General features: G+C 59.9%; 16 protein-coding genes and 1 pseudogene. 15 read left to right on the top strand and 2 right to left on the bottom strand.

Translation table 11 applies throughout. The features are described 5' to 3' along the window. Positions 1–144 precede the first annotated feature (144 nt). From Q8O29_RS18760 to Q8O29_RS18740, 5 genes and pseudogenes are all read left to right on the top strand, one after another. Positions 145–318 (top strand): annotated as a pseudogene (locus Q8O29_RS18760) (HAD family hydrolase); the annotation flags it as partial. Between the two features lie 225 nt (positions 319–543). Then, entirely contained in the window at positions 544–1,704 is a 1,161-nt protein-coding gene (locus tag Q8O29_RS18755) for an aminotransferase class V-fold PLP-dependent enzyme (RefSeq protein ID WP_305565593.1), read from the top strand. Positions 1,705–1,941: 237 nt separating this feature from the next. Then, the gene (locus Q8O29_RS18750; protein WP_305565591.1) at positions 1,942–2,163 is read left to right on the top strand and encodes a hypothetical protein; all 222 of its coding nucleotides are present in this window, start codon (positions 1,942–1,944) and stop codon (positions 2,161–2,163) included. 31 nt (positions 2,164–2,194) lie between these two features. After that, complete coding sequence (locus Q8O29_RS18745; RefSeq protein WP_305565589.1) at positions 2,195–3,364, top strand: DNA cytosine methyltransferase; 1,170 nt, start codon at positions 2,195–2,197, stop codon at positions 3,362–3,364. 154 nt (positions 3,365–3,518) lie between these two features. Next, complete coding sequence (locus Q8O29_RS18740) at positions 3,519–4,292, top strand: GIY-YIG nuclease family protein (protein ID WP_305565587.1); 774 nt, start codon at positions 3,519–3,521, stop codon at positions 4,290–4,292. 62 nt (positions 4,293–4,354) lie between these two features. Here the strand turns inward: Q8O29_RS18740 and Q8O29_RS18735 are convergent, their stop codons facing one another. Continuing rightward, positions 4,355–5,173 (bottom strand): hypothetical protein, encoded by an 819-nt coding sequence (locus tag Q8O29_RS18735; protein WP_305565585.1) that lies wholly within the window; start codon positions 5,171–5,173, stop codon positions 4,355–4,357. Between the two features lie 169 nt (positions 5,174–5,342). Here Q8O29_RS18735 and Q8O29_RS18730 point away from each other — a divergent pair, with 169 nt between their 5' ends. Next, positions 5,343–6,383 (top strand): IS630 family transposase, encoded by a 1,041-nt coding sequence (locus Q8O29_RS18730; RefSeq protein WP_305565583.1) that lies wholly within the window; start codon positions 5,343–5,345, stop codon positions 6,381–6,383. On the opposite strand, the gene Q8O29_RS18725 is transcribed toward Q8O29_RS18730, so the two are convergent. Beyond that, positions 6,368–7,450: an AraC family transcriptional regulator gene (locus tag Q8O29_RS18725; protein WP_305565581.1), complete on the bottom strand. Its 1,083-nt coding sequence runs from the start codon at positions 7,448–7,450 to the stop codon at positions 6,368–6,370. The genes Q8O29_RS18730 and Q8O29_RS18725 overlap by 16 nt on opposite strands. A gap of 135 nt (positions 7,451–7,585) precedes the next feature. Between Q8O29_RS18725 and Q8O29_RS18720 the strand changes: the two genes are divergently transcribed. Genes Q8O29_RS18720 through Q8O29_RS18680 form a run of 9 tightly spaced genes read left to right on the top strand, consistent with a single transcriptional unit; the run spans position 7,586 to position 15,879 of the window. After that, entirely contained in the window at positions 7,586–9,220 is a 1,635-nt protein-coding gene (locus tag Q8O29_RS18720; protein ID WP_305565579.1) for a carboxyl transferase domain-containing protein, read from the top strand. A gap of 42 nt (positions 9,221–9,262) precedes the next feature. Continuing rightward, positions 9,263–9,520 (top strand): type II toxin-antitoxin system VapB family antitoxin, encoded by a 258-nt coding sequence (locus tag Q8O29_RS18715; RefSeq protein WP_305565577.1) that lies wholly within the window; start codon positions 9,263–9,265, stop codon positions 9,518–9,520. After that, positions 9,507–9,908 carry a PIN domain nuclease gene (locus Q8O29_RS18710; protein WP_305565575.1) on the top strand — a complete coding sequence of 134 codons (402 nt, stop codon included), beginning with the start codon at positions 9,507–9,509 and terminating at the stop codon, positions 9,906–9,908. The genes Q8O29_RS18715 and Q8O29_RS18710 overlap by 14 nt, the downstream gene beginning before the upstream one ends. A gap of 15 nt (positions 9,909–9,923) precedes the next feature. Continuing rightward, the gene (locus Q8O29_RS18705; protein ID WP_305565573.1) at positions 9,924–11,057 is read left to right on the top strand and encodes an acyl-CoA dehydrogenase family protein; all 1,134 of its coding nucleotides are present in this window, start codon (positions 9,924–9,926) and stop codon (positions 11,055–11,057) included. Between the two features lie 14 nt (positions 11,058–11,071). Next, the gene (locus tag Q8O29_RS18700) at positions 11,072–11,857 is read left to right on the top strand and encodes an enoyl-CoA hydratase/isomerase family protein (RefSeq protein ID WP_305565571.1); all 786 of its coding nucleotides are present in this window, start codon (positions 11,072–11,074) and stop codon (positions 11,855–11,857) included. 18 nt (positions 11,858–11,875) lie between these two features. Next, positions 11,876–13,021 (top strand): dienelactone hydrolase family protein, encoded by a 1,146-nt coding sequence (locus Q8O29_RS18695; RefSeq protein WP_305565569.1) that lies wholly within the window; start codon positions 11,876–11,878, stop codon positions 13,019–13,021. After that, on the top strand, positions 13,022–13,687 hold the full coding sequence (locus Q8O29_RS18690; protein ID WP_305565567.1) for a DUF4126 domain-containing protein: 666 nt from the start codon (positions 13,022–13,024) through the stop codon (positions 13,685–13,687). Between the two features lies 1 nt (position 13,688). After that, on the top strand, positions 13,689–13,814 hold the full coding sequence (locus Q8O29_RS18685; protein WP_305565565.1) for a hypothetical protein: 126 nt from the start codon (positions 13,689–13,691) through the stop codon (positions 13,812–13,814). Continuing rightward, complete coding sequence (locus Q8O29_RS18680; RefSeq protein WP_305565563.1) at positions 13,807–15,879, top strand: acetyl/propionyl/methylcrotonyl-CoA carboxylase subunit alpha; 2,073 nt, start codon at positions 13,807–13,809, stop codon at positions 15,877–15,879. Before Q8O29_RS18685 ends, Q8O29_RS18680 begins: the two co-directional genes overlap by 8 nt. The last annotated feature ends 5 nt before the right edge of the window (positions 15,880–15,884 follow it).

The following is a 15,884-nucleotide window of genomic DNA, read 5'->3' as shown; positions in this document are numbered from 1 at the left end:
CCGCGTGGCGGTCAGCATGCCCGAGTCCCTCGGACAAATGAGAGATGTAACGATTGAACTCCTTGGCTGCGTCCATAAAGCCTCCGGTCAGAATTGATGCTATTGAAATAATAGCATATTTTATGACACAGTAAGACTAGGTGCTGCGCGGTGGTCGAAGACACGGTGCCGGGCGTCATGTCTGGCCTGGCGGCTGGGGCGACTGTGTTTGGCTACAGCCCGCCAGAGACCGGGCATGATGCGCCGACGGCCTTGCGCCAGGCCGGTGCCGCATGGGTCTTTACCGACATGGACGAGCTGGCCGGTCATCTCCGGTAAAACACCGGCTAGTTTATACGTCAAATAGGACTCCAGCCCATGCCTGTCATTGGCAGATAGCTATTGAATTCATAGCGTCAGACGCCCCGATTTGTCATCCCGGACTCGATCTGGGATCCATGCTGGCACCCCTGTAGCCGCCCGCAAAACGCAGCGCCTGCACTGGCAGGCCCCCCGTGCTAAGCTGCCTTTCCGACTTTTCCAACCTCCCCGAGAGAGAACCCTATGCCTGGATTGCTGCCCAACGTGGACCCTGACGGTTTGCTTGAATTCTCGGTGGTCTACACCGACCGCGCGCTCAACCACATGTCCAAAAGTTTCCAGGGCGTGATGACGGACATCTCCAGCATCCTGAAAGAGGTCTACAACGCCCCTTCCGCCGTGCTGGTGCCCGGCAGCGGCACCTACGGCATGGAAGCCGTGGCCCGCCAGTTTGCCCATGGCACACACGTGATGGTCATCCGCAACGGCTGGTTCAGCTACCGCTGGACGCAGATCTTCGACACGGGCAACATCCCTGCCTCGTCCACCGTGCTGAAGGCGCGCCAGACCGCCAAGGGCGCGCAAGCCCCGTGGGTGCCGGCGCCGATTGCCGAAGTGCAGGCCGTGATTGCCAAAGAAAAACCCGCTGTTGTGTTTGCCCCGCACGTGGAAACCGCCGCCGGCATGATCCTGCCCAACGATTACCTCAAAGCCGTGGCTGAAGCCGTGCACGCCGTGGGCGGCTTGTTCGTGCTCGACTGCATCGCCTCCGGCGCCATGTGGGTCGACATGAAAGCCACCGGTGTCGACATCCTGATCTCGGCCCCGCAAAAAGGCTGGAGCAGCTCACCCTGCTGCGCCATGGTCATGCTCAGCGAGCGCGCCCGCGCCGCCATCGACGGCACCACCAGCTCCAGCTTTGCCTGCGACCTGAAAAAGTGGATGCAGATCATGGAGACCTACGAAAAAGGCGGCCACGCCTACCACGCCACCCTGCCCACCGATGCCCTCACGCGCCTGCGCGCCGCCATGAAGGAAACCCAGGCCTACGGCTTTGCCAAAGTCCGCGATGAACAAATCGCCCTGGGCGGCAAGGTCCGCCAACTGTTTGAATCGCGCGGCCTGCCCAGCGTTGCCGCCGAAGGCTTCAAGGCCCCGGGCGTCGTGGTCAGCTACACCACCGACCCCGAGATCCAGTCCAGCAAGAAGTTCCTCGCCGAGGGTTTGCAAACCGCCGCCGGCGTGCCGCTGCAGTGCGACGAAGGTGCGGATTTCATGAGCTTCCGCATCGGCCTGTTCGGCCTGGAGAAATGGCACAACGTCGACAAGACGGTCGCCAACCTGGCGGAGGCGCTGGACCGCATTGGCGTTACTGAAAAAGTGACTGAGGATGTGGCTGGCTGAAGGTAACTTCTGCTGCTCAAAGAAAAAGGCTTCCCGGGTGGAAGCCTTTTTTATGCCGCGTGAACTGCTATTGAGCTAACCGAGCGCCCTCGAAATGCAGTTGCGAAGTTCAGCAAATATTTGAACAAAAACACACTTCCATTTCCATTTAATCCTTGTGCGGTTTTGATTTTTACTGTATAAATAGACAGTAAATAGTGGATACACAAATGTGTATCCAACTGGTAGAGTCGCTGCATGACATCCAAGGACGTTGGCATTCGAATTCGGGTCGAAAAAGAACTTCGTGATTCTTTCCAAGGGGCGTGCGATGTTGAAAATCGTAGTGCGTCTGAAGTGCTTAGAGATTTCATGCGTAGTTTCGCAGAGCAGCGGGTGGGCGGAATGCAACCAAGCCTTTTCCCCAAATCAGCGGATACAGACAAGCCGCACAAGGCTAAGGCACTTGCGAGCCAATAGTTTAGCTGCGAGGCATAGAAATTCTTAAGGGATGGGAGACCAGATGCGGAGCATCGAACTTTTTAGTGGTTGTGGTGGATTGGCGTTGGGCCTTTCACGTGCGGGATTCAAGCACGATCTCATGGTCGAGTGGAATGAGGAGGCGGTATTTACCGTCGTCCATAACCAGCGTCGTGGTTTGCGGCACATAAAAGACTGGCCCTTACGACAAGGAGATGTTCGCCAAGTTCAATGGGCTCCCTACGCAGGCGAGCTGGACTTGGTCGCTGGTGGTCCTCCGTGCCAACCTTTCTCAATTGGAGGCAAGCATCGTGGCGAGGACGACTCTCGTGACATGTGGCCTGAAGCAATTCGAGCGGTGCGAGAAACTTCTCCTCGAACCTTTTTATTTGAAAACGTCAGGGGAATTGCTCGTCCGACCTTTGCGCATTATTTGCGTTGGATCACTGCACATTTGCGACATCCGACTTTAACGCGCAGGGCCAATGAAACACATGAAAGTCATATGGCACGACTAGAAGCACGACGGGCGCCAGCGTTGTATGACGTGATGGTCGTTTTGGTTAATGCGGCGGACTATGGCGCGCCACAAAAACGGCATCGAGTTATTGTCGCGGGACTTCGCAGAGATCTTGGGGCACGTCTTACCTCCCCTGCACCAACACACTCTCGACAGCGTCTGTTATGGGACCAATGGGTGACGGGTGAGTATTGGAAACGGCACGGTATTACTTCTCCATCCGAAAAGTTCATGCCTTCATCTGATCGTGCGGTGGTCTCGCGCTTGCAAGAAAATTTGTTTGAGCCGACGGAAAAGCCTTGGGTAACGGTGCGTGATGCGTTGCTGGGGTTGGGGGAACCAGACGGGAAATCAAATCACATTTTTCAACCAGGCGCTCGCATTTACCCTGGACATACGGGTAGCCCGTTGGATCAACCTGCCAAGGCGTTGAAAGCAGGCGACCATGGAGTACCCGGCGGGGAAAACATGATGGTCCTCGACAATGGATCTGTTCGATATTTTTCGATTCGAGAGTCAGCACGGTTGCAAGGTCTTCCCGATACGTACGAATTTCCTCGGTCATGGAGTGAAAGCATGAGGCAGCTTGGAAATGCGGTGCCTTCCCAACTTTCCGAGGCTGTGGGCCGATGGATGGCATCCAATTTGGTAACAGTGGGGCGCGAAAAGCTGGCCGCATAAAAATTGCGAACCGCCGGGGCCAAGATGTTAAAAGTCACGGGGCATAGGGCATTGAATGTGGCACTGTAGGTCGCCTCGACAGATTCTCGCCAAGCCCCGAGTTTGAGGCCGCATAAAAGTTTGGCATGATCCGTCAGTTGTAACTCCTCTGGGGATGAGCTTGCGGACCTATTTTGAAGAACTCGAATTCGATCTTCCGACGGCCTTGATTCAGGCATTGGTAGCACTCTTGGATGAGATGCCCAGTGCCACGCTCACCGAGAAACACGTTTCAACGGTTGAAAACCAGCAAGGCATATATCAATTGTTCCTGGATGGAGAGCTTGTCTACATCGGAAAAACGGATGCGGACGCAGGACTACAGACTAGGCTGCGGCGTCACAGCAAAAAAATACAAGGTCGCATCAGCCTCAATAGCAGTCGGGTCACATTCAAAGCAGTGCGAATTTACGTATTCACTGCCATGGATCTGGAAGAGTTGCTGATTGCCCATTTTGGGCTCACGAGTACAAATTCATGGAATAACAGTGGATTTGGCGCGAATGATCCAGGCAGGGAAAGAGATACTACTAAGCTCAAAGAGCATCATTTCGACAAGAAGTTTCCTATACAACTCCAGCTTTCGGTCGATGTTGGCGCGAATGGTAAAGCGCAGTCCGTGAATGATGTTTTGGTCAAACTAAAGAAGGCCGTCCCCTATCTGATTCGTGCGCAGACTGCTGGCGGTGGCGGCAAACGACCTCATGATGATCTGGTCGAGACACGGATCACTATTCCCGCCAAGAAGGGGCTAACGGCGGAACGGGTATTGAGACTCGTTAAAACCGCTCTAGGGTCCGAATGGCAGGTAACGGCCCTTCCAGGTTATGTAGTGATTTACAAGGAAGATCGACCGTATTCCGAGGGTGAAATTTTATTGGCGATTTAGGCTCGCGCTCATTAGCAGTTCCTGCGTAATGAGGATTTCACATTGCTTCAAGTAATCTCAACTCAGGGCTTGAAATACTCCTGCACCGTCTCCCAAGCCACGGTCTGCAGATGTTTCGCAATCGCCGGGTCCAGGCCGGCTGTGTACTTCAGGTCTATTGGTGATGCCTTGAACAGCGTCGCATAGGTCACACACGCGGCCAAATAGCTGCCGGCCACGCTGGGGTGGCGCAGGTCGGGCACGTACAAATCAAGCTGCGGCATCTTCGCAATCGACTTGCCGAAGGCCAGGCCTGCGGGAATGACGAGTGCGTTGTTGTCGTTGCCGGCCTGGGTATAGGCCTCGGCGAGTTCGGCCGTCATGGACGGCACGTCCTTGTACGCCCAAGACATGAACAACACCGGCTTGGCGCCGTGTTTGCGCACCGTGTCTGAATGCTTCTTAGCGAACTCATGGAACAGCGGCTTGAGCTGCGGGTGCAGCGGGCACTGGCTGCAGTCCATCATGATCGCCAGGTCGAACAAGCGGTCCAGCTTGTTGAAGCTGACGGTGTTGTTGGCGCCGAAGGAATAGGAGCCGACGGCGTTGGGGCGGAAGTAGCTGTCCACGTCGTGCCAGTTCATGCCCGAGCCGCTGATGGTGGCCGAGCTGGCGCGGTGCCGAAAGCCGGGCTGGCCGGCGGCGATCAACTGGCCCACATGGTTGTGCAGGCTGTTGTTGTAATAAAAGAAGCTGTTGCCGATGTAGATGGAAGAGGCGGGCTTGTCGCCGGCGTCCGTCACTTTGGGTTTGGTCTGGGCCAGTGCGCCGGTAGCAGCGCCGAACAACATGGCGAGGCCGAGGGCGGCGGAGAGCAGGGGTTTGATCGAGAGGTGGCGCATGGGTTGTCTCCTTTGTTTTTTGGTTCGAGGAGTCTAGTGGACTTGCAGCGCGCCGTCATGCGTTGTCTCTGCAAGCCCGGGCCGCTGCAGCAGAGCCCATCTCGACGGATACTATAGACTTGGCACGATTTATAAATGAACTTTTGATGATTTTCGAAGTCAACAGCTCATGCAAAAAGAAGATGCCCGCAAGCAGTCGCGAGAAGTACTGCATGAGCGCCGCAAGCAAGTCATACGCATGCACCGCAAGGGTGTTGGTGTGATGCAGATCGTGGAACTTACGGGGTTGAGCTGGACGGCCGTCAACACCGCGTTACGCCTGCACGGTGCAGGCGCGAGTGCTACGCTAAAGCCCGGTATACGCGGCAAGAAGCCGGGCAGCGGACGCAGCCTGAGCCCTGAACAAGAGCAGAACATTGCCCAAACGATTTGCGACAAACGCCCCGAGCAATTGAAGATGAATTTTGCCTTGTGGAGCAGACCCGCAGTGCGCCAGCACATCGAGCTGAGCCTAGGCATCAAGCTGTCTATTCGGGCGGTAGGTAACTACCTGGCGTGTTGGGGATTTACACCGCAAAAGCCGATCAAAAAGGCCTATCAGCAGCGCCCTGAGGCCGTCCAGGCGTGGCTCGATGAGCAGTCCCCCGCCATTGAAGCCAAAGCCAAGGCAGAAGGTGCTGAAATTCACTGGGGCGATGAGACCGCGCTAGTCAACACCGACGTCAGGGGCAGGAGCTACGCGCCAGTGGGCAAAACACCCGTGACGTTTGCTGTCGGCGGCACGCGCCACAAGCTGTCGATGATTGCGACTGTGACCAATCAAGGCAAGACGCGCTGGATGATCATTGATGAGTCGTTTAACTCGGACAAGCTGATTGAGTTTCTTGGGGCGTTGATCAAAGATACACAGCGCAAAGTGTTCCTGATACTGGACAACTTGAGGGTTCATCACAGCAAGCCCGTCAAAGCCTGGGCGCTGGAAAACGCCCAGAAGATTGAGTTGTTCTATTTGCCAAGCTATAGCCCTGAGCTCAATCCTGAAGAGAGGTTAAACGCAGACCTCAAGCATGCGATCACGTCCAAAGTGCCCGTACGAACAAAAGCAAAACTCAGGGCTGCTGCCACTGAACACATGACGATGCTTGAGCAAACATCGGAGCGGGTGAAAAAATACTTCGGTGACCCTAAAGTCGCTTACGTCGCTTCATGAATAACTCGTGCCGGATCAATAGCGCGAAACTCCGTCGGCGGAACGCCTGACCATTGGCGGAACGCGCGGATAAAACTCTTTTCATTCCGAAAGCCTGCGGCTGCGGCCACCTGTTTGACCGGCTTGTCGCTGCGGTTCAGCAAATCCTTTGCGCGCTCGAAACGTACCTCGTCTTTCAGCGCCTGCAGCGACGCGCTTTCTTCTTTCAATTGCCGGTGCAGGGTGCGAGTCGAGATGTTGAGCAGCGCGGCCACGCCGCTGGCGTTATGCGCCTGGTCGGGATGCGCGGCCAGCACTTGTCTTACCTGCTGCACCAGCAGGCGGTCGCGCCGGTATTGCAGCACGGTCAGTGGCAGGGCGCGCTGCAGCATTTGGGTCAGGGCTTTTTCATCGCGGCGCAAGGGCAGGGCCAGGTAGCGTGCATCAAAACGAATCTCGGCCTGTGCCGCGTCGAACTGCAGCGGGCCGGGAAACATCAGGCCATAAGCATCGGCATGCGGGGGCGCAGCAAACGGGAAGCGCGCGCCCTGTAGCGGTATGCGCGAGGCTATGTACCAGCAGGCCAGGCCGTGGATGTTGCGCAGCACATGCACCAGGCAGAAGGCGCGCGCGGCCTCGCCGTGGCGGCCCAGATCGGTGCACTCCTCGATGGTGATGGCGGCGACTTTGTTGTCGTCATGGCCGGTGGTCACCAGCCTGAGGCGGATGTCGTCGGCCAGCAGGCCGTGGTGGCGGCACCAGCGTTTGAGCGCCACGCCCAGGTCGGGCGCGCTGAGCGAGGCCCGGGCCAGCATGCCGTAGCTGCCCCAGGGCAGTTTGCGGGAGAAGGCCCCCAGCGCTTCGTCGTCCAGCTCCTGCATGGCGGCACCTGAGAGCACTTCCATCTGCCGGGCGGTGATGTGCGCGTCCGGCTGCTGTAACCTGCTTGGCGTGATCTGTGCCTGCTTCAGTGCACGGGACGGGCTCTGGCCATTTCTTTCGTAGGCCACTGTGATCACCCGTGCAAAAACCATGGGGGTGGCCGCAACCGGCGGCGCGGGTGGGGCGGGCAGGCGGCGGGCAGGCATGGGCGAAGTTTGCGTTAACTTGGCACGATTTGCAACCTCTGCGGCGCTCACTTGGGAGCTTCCCGGGTCCGTGCCGGGCGGTTTGGCGTTAAGGTGTGGCTGATGTGCGGCCGCGCGTGCCGCGATGAGGACAACATGCCAGTTCTGGAGACAAAACTCAACGCCCGCTCTGCGGATTTTCAGGCCAATGCCGCCGCCATGCGCGTACTGGTGGCCGACCTGCAGGTGCAGGTAGCCAAGGCCGCTGCCGGCGGCGGCGAAGCCGCCCGGGCCAAACACGTGGCGCGTGGCAAGCTGCCGCCGCGTGAGCGGGTGCAGATGCTGCTGGACCCCGGCACACCCTTCCTGGAACTGGCCCCGCTGGCGGCGCTGGCCATGTACCCGGACCGGGATGGCAGCGACAGCGCACCGTGTGCCGGCGTGATCACCGGCATTGGCCGTGTCAGCGGCGTGGACTGCGTGATTGTGTGCAACGACGCCACGGTCAAGGGTGGTACCTACTACCCGATGACGGTGAAAAAACATTTGCGCGCACAGGAAGTGGCGCAGCAAAACCGTCTGCCCTGTATTTACCTGGTCGATTCGGGCGGCGCCAATTTGCCGAACCAGGACGACGTGTTTCCTGACCGCGACCATTTCGGCCGCATTTTCTACAACCAGGCCAACATGAGCGCGCTGGGCATTGCGCAGATCGCTGTCGTCATGGGCAGTTGCACGGCGGGCGGCGCCTATGTGCCGGCCATGAGCGACGAAACCATCATCGTCAAGAATCAGGGCACGATTTTTCTCGGCGGCCCGCCGCTGGTGAAGGCTGCCACTGGCGAGATTGTGACGGCCGAAGACCTGGGCGGCGGCGACGTGCACACCCGCCTGTCGGGCGTGGCCGACTACCTGGCGCAGAACGATGCCCACGCGCTGGCGCTGGCGCGGGCCGCAGTGGTCAACCTGAACGAAAATTTCAATAAAAATATGCCTCTAGCCCTTGTCAACCGGGCGCCGCGTGCTCCTGAATATGCAGCAGACGAGGTCTATGGCGTGGTGCCCACCGACACGCGCAAGCCATACGATGTGCGCGAGATCATTGCCCGCATCGTCGATGGCAGCGAGTTTGACGAATTCAAGGCGCGCTTTGGCGCCACCTTGGTCACCGGCTTTGCGCATATTGAAGGCATGCCGGTCGGCATCATCGCCAACAACGGGATCTTGTTCAGCGAGTCGGCGCAGAAGGGCGCGCACTTCATCGAGCTGTGTTGCCAGCGCAAAATCCCGTTGGTGTTTTTACAGAACATCACCGGCTTCATGGTCGGCCGCAAGTACGAAGCCGAGGGCATTGCGCGCCACGGCGCCAAGATGGTGATGGCGGTGGCCACGGCCCAGGTGCCCAAGTTCACCATCATCATCGGCGGCAGTTTCGGTGCCGGCAATTACGGCATGTGCGGCCGCGCCTACAGCCCGCGTTTTTTGTGGATGTGGCCGAACGCGCGTATTTGTGTAATGGGTGGCGAGCAGGCCTCGTCGGTGCTGGCCAGTGTGCGGCGCGACGCCATCGAAGCCAAGGGCGGCCAGTGGAGCGCCGAGGAAGAAAAAGCCTTCAAGCAGCCGATGCTGGACCAGTTTGAACGCCAGTCGCATCCTTATTACTCGAGCGCTCGTTTGTGGGACGACGGCGTGATCGACCCGGCGGACACACGCCGCGTGCTGGCGCTGGGCCTGCGCGCCAGCCTGAACGCACCGATTCCCGAGCCGAAGTTCGGCGTGTTCAGGATGTAGTGGCATGTAGAATGTGTGTCATTTAATGTACTTATACACATCATGCGAACCAACATCGTCATAGACGAACAACTCATCGCTGAGGCGATGAAGGCCGGGCCGTACAAGACCAAGAAGGCCGCCGTCGAGGCTGGTTTGAAACTTCTCGCCCGGCAAGCCGCTTACCGCGAGATTTTGAAGTGGCGCGGCAAGCTCAAATGGGAGGGCGACGAAAGCATTGACTGGACCCAGCCAGCCGAGGGCTCCGGTGCGCTCGTCGCGAGCGAGCCTGCGCCGAGGAAGTCCCGTGCTCGTCGTTGATTCGAGTGTCTGGATCGACTTCTTCAATGGCGCGGACCAGCCGGCTGCGCAACTGCTGGAGCAGCTGCTGGATCACGGCGAGGTGAGGTTGGTCGTGCCCGATCTGGTGCTGTTCGAAGTGCTGCGCGGATTCAGGCACGAGCGCGATTACAGGCAGGCGCGTCTGCTGATGCAAACACTCAGCGTCGAGTCCGTCGGCGGCAATGAAACGGTGCTGGCTGCGGCGCAACATTACCGTAGCCTGCGCGGCCAGGGCATCACGGTGCGCAGCTCCATCGACGTGCTGGTGGCGACGTTTTGCATCGAGCGGGACTACGCGCTGCTGCATCGTGATCGTGACTTCGCTGCTTTCGAAGACCTTCGCGGCTTGCGCGGCTGGCGGCATTGAGCAAAAAAATCAAATATGGAAAACATCTACCTCACCCCCGAACATGAATCCTTGCGCGACCAGATTGCGCGCTTCATCGCCAAAGAAGTCGAGCCGCACGCCGCCGCCTGGGAAGAGCAGGGCTTTGTGCCGCGCGATGTGCTGCGCCGCATGGGCCAGGCCGGCCTGTTCGGTCTGATGTACGAAGAACAGTACGGCGGTGCCGACGCCGACGCAATGACCAACCTGGTGTTCGCCGAGGCGCTGTCGCAGTCCACCTTTGCCGGCTTCATCATCACGGTGCTGGTCCATACCGACATGGCCAGCCCGCATCTGCATCACGCAGGCAATGCGGCGCAGAAAGACAAGTACTTGAAGAAGGTAATAACGGGCGAGCTGATCACCGCAGTCGGCATCACCGAGCCGGGCGCCGGCTCGGATGTGGCGGGCATACGCAGCACGGCCAAACGCCATGGCGACGGCTGGATCCTCAACGGCACCAAGATGTTCATCACCAACGGTGTGCACGCCGATCTGTACTTCGTCGCGGCGAAAACCGGGCCGGGCAAGCGCGACATCTCGATGTTCATTGTCGAGAAGAACACGCCGGGCTTTACTGTCGGGCGGGCATTGAAAAAAACCGGCTGGTTGTCGTCGGACACGGCCGAGCTGATTTTCGACAATGTGCGCATTCCCGCCGGTAACCTGCTGGGCGAGGAAGGCAAAGGTTTTTATTCGGTGATGAAAAACTTCCAGACCGAGCGCATCGCCCTGGGCGCAATGGCTGTGGGCCATTGCCAGCAGGCGCTCAAGCTCACGCTCGACTACGTGCGTCAGCGCCACGCATTTGGCGGGCCGCTGTGGGACCAGCAGGTGATACGCCAGCGCCTGGCCATGCTGGACGCCAAGACGCGAGCCGCACGCGCCTTCATGTACCACTGCGCCTGGCGCGTGACCCAGGGCCACGACATTGTGCAGGACGTCTCCATGCTCAAGGCCTTGACCGGCGAGCTGGTCAACGAGGTGGTGCAGACCTGCCAGCAGTTTCATGGCGGCATGGGGTTCATTCGCGAGACAGCTATTGAACGGCTGTGGCGCGATGCGCGCGTGCTGGCGATTGGTGGCGGCGCGACAGAAGTGATGCTGGAAGAAGTTGCCAAACGCTACTGAGATGGACCCACCTAATGAAACACCTTGAATTGACTTTCGGCGGCGGCGTTTCCACCGTCACGCTGAACCGGCCCGAGGTCCGCAACGCCTTCAACGACGAGGTGATCGCTGAACTGACGGCGGTGTTCATCGAGCTCGGAAAACGCGAGGAAGTGCGCTGCATCGTGCTAGCCGCCAATGGCACGGCTTTTTGCGCTGGCGCCGACCTGAACTGGATGAAACGCATGGCCGACTACACGCGCGACGAAAATGTCGCTGACGCCGGTGCGCTGGCCGAGATGCTGCGTGTGATTTACGCCTGCCCGAAACCGACGATTGCGAAAGTGCAGGGCGATGTGTATGCCGGCGGCACCGGGCTGGTGGCGGCCTGCGACATCGCTGTGTCGGTGGATACGGCCGGGTATTGCCTGAGCGAGGTGAAGTTAGGCCTGATTCCCGCGACCATCAGCCCTTACGTGATCCGCGCCATGGGCGCGCGTGCGGCGCACCGTTATTTTTTAACAGCCGAACGTTTTGATGCGGCCGAGGCCCTGCGCATCGGTTTTGTGCATGTGGTGGTGCTTGCCGCAGAACTTGATGCCAAGGTGGCGGAACTCGCAAAAGCGCTGGTCAACGCGGGCCCGGAGGCTGTGAAGCTGTGCAAGATGCTGGTGCAGGACGTGGCGCAGCAGGAGATCACGCCGTCGCTGATCCAGATGACGGTTGAAGGCATTGCCGACATCCGCGTCAGCCCCGAGGGACGCGAGGGCGTGCAGTCGTTTTTGCAGAAGCGCAAGCCGAGCTGGTTGCTGTCTGCCTGAACACCCAACTCATCAGCCATGGATAAAAAAACACTGACCCTGCTTGTTGCCCTGCTGGCTGGCGCACCACTCCAGCTGCGGGCACAGCCCGCAGAGCTTAACGAGTCAATCAATGAAGTGGTGATTCAGGTGCCCAAGGCGGGGCTGTTCACGCTAGAGTTGGAGACCACGCTCTACAAACCCGACGGTCCCGGCCCTTTCCCGATAGCAGTGATCAATCATGGAAAAGCCCTGGGCGATCCCCGTTTCCAGTCGCGGTACCGGCCCGCGCTGGCTGCCCGCTACTTCATGCAGCGCGGGTACGCGGTGGTGGTGCCCATGCGGCAGGGCTTCTCCAAATCAGGGGGCAGCTACATCGGTGGCGGCTGCAATGTCGAAAGCAACGGAAGGGTTCAGGCATCTGACGTGAAAGCGGTGCTCGACCACGTGACAGCCCAGCCATGGGCAGACAGCCAGCGCGTTGTCGTAGTGGGTCAATCGCACGGGGGTTGGACCACGCTTGCCTTTGGCCCGCAAAACTATCCGGGTGTGAAAGCACTGGTGAACTTTGCTGGCGGGCTGCGACAGGAAGGTTGTATCGACTGGGAGGGAGGGCTTGCCCGGGCCGCAGCCGACTATGGAAAAGAAACCCGCCTGCCGTCGCTATGGTTTTATGGTGATAACGACAGCTACTTCAACACCGATACATTCCAGGCGATGTTTGCACGCTACAACGCTGCAGGAGGCAAGGCGAAGCTGATCGCTTTTGGCAAGTTTGGCTCGGATGCGCATTCTATGTTTGGCTCGCGGGCTGGCGCACCGATTTGGCAGCCAGAAGTTACCCGATTGCTGGCCGCTGTAGGGCTGCCCAGCGAGCCGCAAGCGGAGTTTTCGAAGTACAAGACTGCCGGGTTGACGCCCATCCCGCCGAAGACATCTTTTGCACCCCTGGAGGACGAAACCCGATTGCCTCACGTCAAGGAGTCGGGCCGCAACGGCTACAAGGTCTACCTCACCAAGCTGGTCCCCAGGGCATTTGCCATTGGGCCTAGCGGAGCCTGGGCCTGGGCCGATGGCGGTGAAGACCCGCTCAGACGAGCACTCGACAACTGCAAGCGTTTCGCCAAGACAGATTGCAAGCTCTATTCGGTCGATGACGACGTGGTGTGGACGGAGGGGGTGTAGATGCAAACCATGGACACCGCGCAACTGATCGCCCTGGCCGGCGCGCTCGGCTGGGCCAGTGGCGTGCGGCTCTACCTGGTGGTGCTGCTGACGGGGCTGGCCGGTTTCATGGGCTGGATCCCCTTGCCGCAAGGCCTGCACCTGCTGGCACACCCGGTGGTGCTGGGCGCCAGCGGTTTCATGGTGTTCGTCGAGTTTTTTGCCGACAAGATTCCGGGGCTGGACTCGCTGTGGGACGTGGTGCACACCGTCATCCGTATTCCTGCCGGCGCGGCGCTGGCGGCCGGTGTTTTCGGCGCCGACAGCGGGCTGATGGCGTTGGTGGCCGCGCTGATGGGCGGCACGCTGGCCGCCACCAGCCACACTGCCAAGGCCACAACGCGCGCGGCTATCAACACCTCGCCCGAACCGTTCAGCAATGTGGGCGCTTCGTTGGTGGAGGACAGCCTGGTGCCGGCGGGCCTGTGGCTGGCCATTGCGTATCCGCTGGTGTTTGTCGGCGTGCTGGTTCTGGTGCTGGTGCTCAGTGTCTGGCTGATCCGAACCTGCTGGCGTTTTCTGCGGCAACTGTTTGTGCGTGTGGCCCGCATTTTCAGCGGCCAACCCGACAGCGGGCCGGCACCGGCCTTCACCCTGAAATTTCCTTTTTCAAAAAAGAACGACTGACATGTTTAAGAAAATTCTGATCGCCAACCGCAGTGACCAGCCGCAAAGCGGCGCAGCAGCGAAGCTACATTGCATGGCACGCGAAGCGTGCGCAGGCGATTTCACCGCGGACGCCCACCATGTTTAAAAAAATACTGATCGCCAATCGCGGTGAAATCGCCTGCAGAGTGGCGGCTACGGCCAGGCGCATGGCCATCCAGACGGTCGCCGTGTATTCCGACGCCGACGCAGACGCCAAACATGTGAGTGCGTGCGACGAGGCCATCCACATCGGCGACAGCGCGCCCAAGGACAGCTATCTGCGCTGGGAAAAAATCATCGCAGCAGCGAAAGCCACGGGTGCCGAGGCGATTCACCCTGGTTATGGTTTTCTCAGCGAAAACGAGGAGTTCGCCCAGGCTTGCGCTGCAGCAGGTCTGGTCTTCATCGGCCCGCCGGCGCCGGCCATCAAGGCCATGGGTCTGAAGGCAGAGTCCAAACGCCTGATGGAAAAAGCCGGCGTGCCGCTGGTGCCCGGTTACCACGGCAGCGACCAGGACCCGGCGCTGCTCAAGCGCGAAGCCGACCGCATCGGCTACCCGGTGCTGATCAAGGCCAGCGCCGGTGGCGGCGGCAAGGGCATGCGTGCAGTGGAGAAGTCGGAAGACTTCGACGCCGCGCTGGCGTCCTGCAAACGTGAGGCCATCAACAGCTTTGGTGACGACGCGGTACTGGTTGAAAAGTATGCGCAGCGGCCGCGCCACATCGAAATCCAGGTGTTCGGTGACAGCCACGGCAACTATGTCTACCTGTTTGAGCGCGACTGCTCGGTGCAGCGCCGGCACCAGAAAGTGCTGGAAGAAGCCCCGGCGCCGGGCATGACGCAGGCCATGCGCCAGCAAATGGGCGAAGCGGCGGTGGCGGCAGCGCGGGCGGTCCACTATGTGGGCGCGGGCACGGTCGAGTTCATTGTTGAGCAGCCACCTAAAGAACATGAAGAGCAATTTTCCGACGGGCCGCCCCTAGGAAAATTAGCCCCCTCGGGGGGCAGCGCAGCACACGAAGTGGCAAGCGTGGGGGCCTTTTATTTCATGGAGATGAACACGCGCCTGCAGGTCGAGCATCCGGTGACCGAAGCCATCACCGGGCTGGACCTGGTGGAGTGGCAACTGCGCGTGGCCTCGGGCGAGAAGTTGCCGCTGGCGCAGGAGCAGTTGCGCATCCACGGCCACGCCATCGAGGCACGCATCTGCGCCGAAAACCCGGACAACAATTTTTTGCCGGCCACCGGCAGGTTACACGTGTACGGCGGGCCGCCATCCGTTTCCTTCGAGCGTGGCCTGGTCCGCGTGGACGCCGGCGTGCGCGAGGGCGATGTGATCTCGCCGTTTTACGACTCGATGATTGCCAAGCTGATCGTGCATGGCGACACGCGCGAGCAGGCGCTGGCGCGCATGGACGGGGCGCTGGCGCAGGTGCACATCGTGGGCCTGAGCACCAATGTGCAGTTCCTGCGCCATGTGGTGGGCAGTCGTTCGTTTGCAGAGGCTGATCTGGACACGGCTCTGATTCCGCGTGAGCAGGCCGTACTGTTCAACCAGGAAAAAATCGGGCTTTCGGCGGCCGTTGCGGCCGCCGTGGCCTGGCGTCTTCTGGAAGAAAAGGCGCTGGAGACAGCCGACCCCTTCAGCAAGCGCGACGGCTGGCGTTCGCACGGCGTGGCCCTGCGCCGCTTCGAGTTTGAGTTTCATGGCGAACCGGCGAAAGCCGAATTGACCTACCTGCATGACGGCGCGCTTCGTCTGGCGGTGGGCGCTGAAGAGGGCCTGCTGGTGTTCTCGCGTGAAGGGGAGGCGGTCACACTGACTTTTGGTGGCCAGCGGCTCACGGCCCGCCTGTATCGCCTCGGTGAAGCGGTGCATGTGTTCGCCCGCCAGGGCGCGACACAGATCACGGTGGTGGATAGGCTGGCCCATGCGGGTGAAGCCCATGGCGAAGCCGGGCGCCTGACTGCGCCCATGCCGGGCAAGGTGGTGTCGTTTGCCGTGAAGGCGGGCGACAAAGTCAGCAAGGGCCAGGCACTGGCCGTGATGGAGGCTATGAAAATGGAGCACACGATTGCCGCGCCGGCCGACGGCGTGGTGCAGGAGCTGCTGTATGCGCCCGGTGACCAGGTCACCGAGGGGGCCGAGCTGCTCAAAATCGCAAGCTGAGGGCC

The organism is Polaromonas sp., assembly GCF_030689685.1.
In the GTDB taxonomy this organism is placed as follows: domain Bacteria; phylum Pseudomonadota; class Gammaproteobacteria; order Burkholderiales; family Burkholderiaceae_C; genus Polaromonas.
The sequence above is the reverse complement of the archived record's forward strand: the minus strand, read 5'-3'. Positions and strand labels throughout refer to the sequence as shown.

Coding starts and splice junctions, on each gene's coding strand:
- Q8O29_RS18690 (WP_305565567.1), top strand. CDS start 13,022: ATGCAAACCATGGACACCGCGCAACTGATCGCCCTGGCCGGCGCGCTC.
- Q8O29_RS18685 (WP_305565565.1), top strand. CDS start 13,689: ATGTTTAAGAAAATTCTGATCGCCAACCGCAGTGACCAGCCGCAAAGC.
- Q8O29_RS18735 (WP_305565585.1), bottom strand. CDS start 5,173: ATGCGCCACCTCTCGATCAAACCCCTGCTCTCCGCCGCCCTCGGCCTC.
- Q8O29_RS18715 (WP_305565577.1), top strand. CDS start 9,263: ATGCGAACCAACATCGTCATAGACGAACAACTCATCGCTGAGGCGATG.
- Q8O29_RS18755 (WP_305565593.1), top strand. CDS start 544: ATGCCTGGATTGCTGCCCAACGTGGACCCTGACGGTTTGCTTGAATTC.
- Q8O29_RS18705 (WP_305565573.1), top strand. CDS start 9,924: ATGGAAAACATCTACCTCACCCCCGAACATGAATCCTTGCGCGACCAG.
- Q8O29_RS18750 (WP_305565591.1), top strand. CDS start 1,942: ATGACATCCAAGGACGTTGGCATTCGAATTCGGGTCGAAAAAGAACTT.
- Q8O29_RS18725 (WP_305565581.1), bottom strand. CDS start 7,450: ATGCCTGCCCGCCGCCTGCCCGCCCCACCCGCGCCGCCGGTTGCGGCC.
- Q8O29_RS18730 (WP_305565583.1), top strand. CDS start 5,343: ATGCAAAAAGAAGATGCCCGCAAGCAGTCGCGAGAAGTACTGCATGAG.
- Q8O29_RS18720 (WP_305565579.1), top strand. CDS start 7,586: ATGCCAGTTCTGGAGACAAAACTCAACGCCCGCTCTGCGGATTTTCAG.
- Q8O29_RS18740 (WP_305565587.1), top strand. CDS start 3,519: ATGAGCTTGCGGACCTATTTTGAAGAACTCGAATTCGATCTTCCGACG.
- Q8O29_RS18700 (WP_305565571.1), top strand. CDS start 11,072: ATGAAACACCTTGAATTGACTTTCGGCGGCGGCGTTTCCACCGTCACG.
- Q8O29_RS18695 (WP_305565569.1), top strand. CDS start 11,876: ATGGATAAAAAAACACTGACCCTGCTTGTTGCCCTGCTGGCTGGCGCA.
- Q8O29_RS18680 (WP_305565563.1), top strand. CDS start 13,807: ATGTTTAAAAAAATACTGATCGCCAATCGCGGTGAAATCGCCTGCAGA.
- Q8O29_RS18745 (WP_305565589.1), top strand. CDS start 2,195: ATGGGAGACCAGATGCGGAGCATCGAACTTTTTAGTGGTTGTGGTGGA.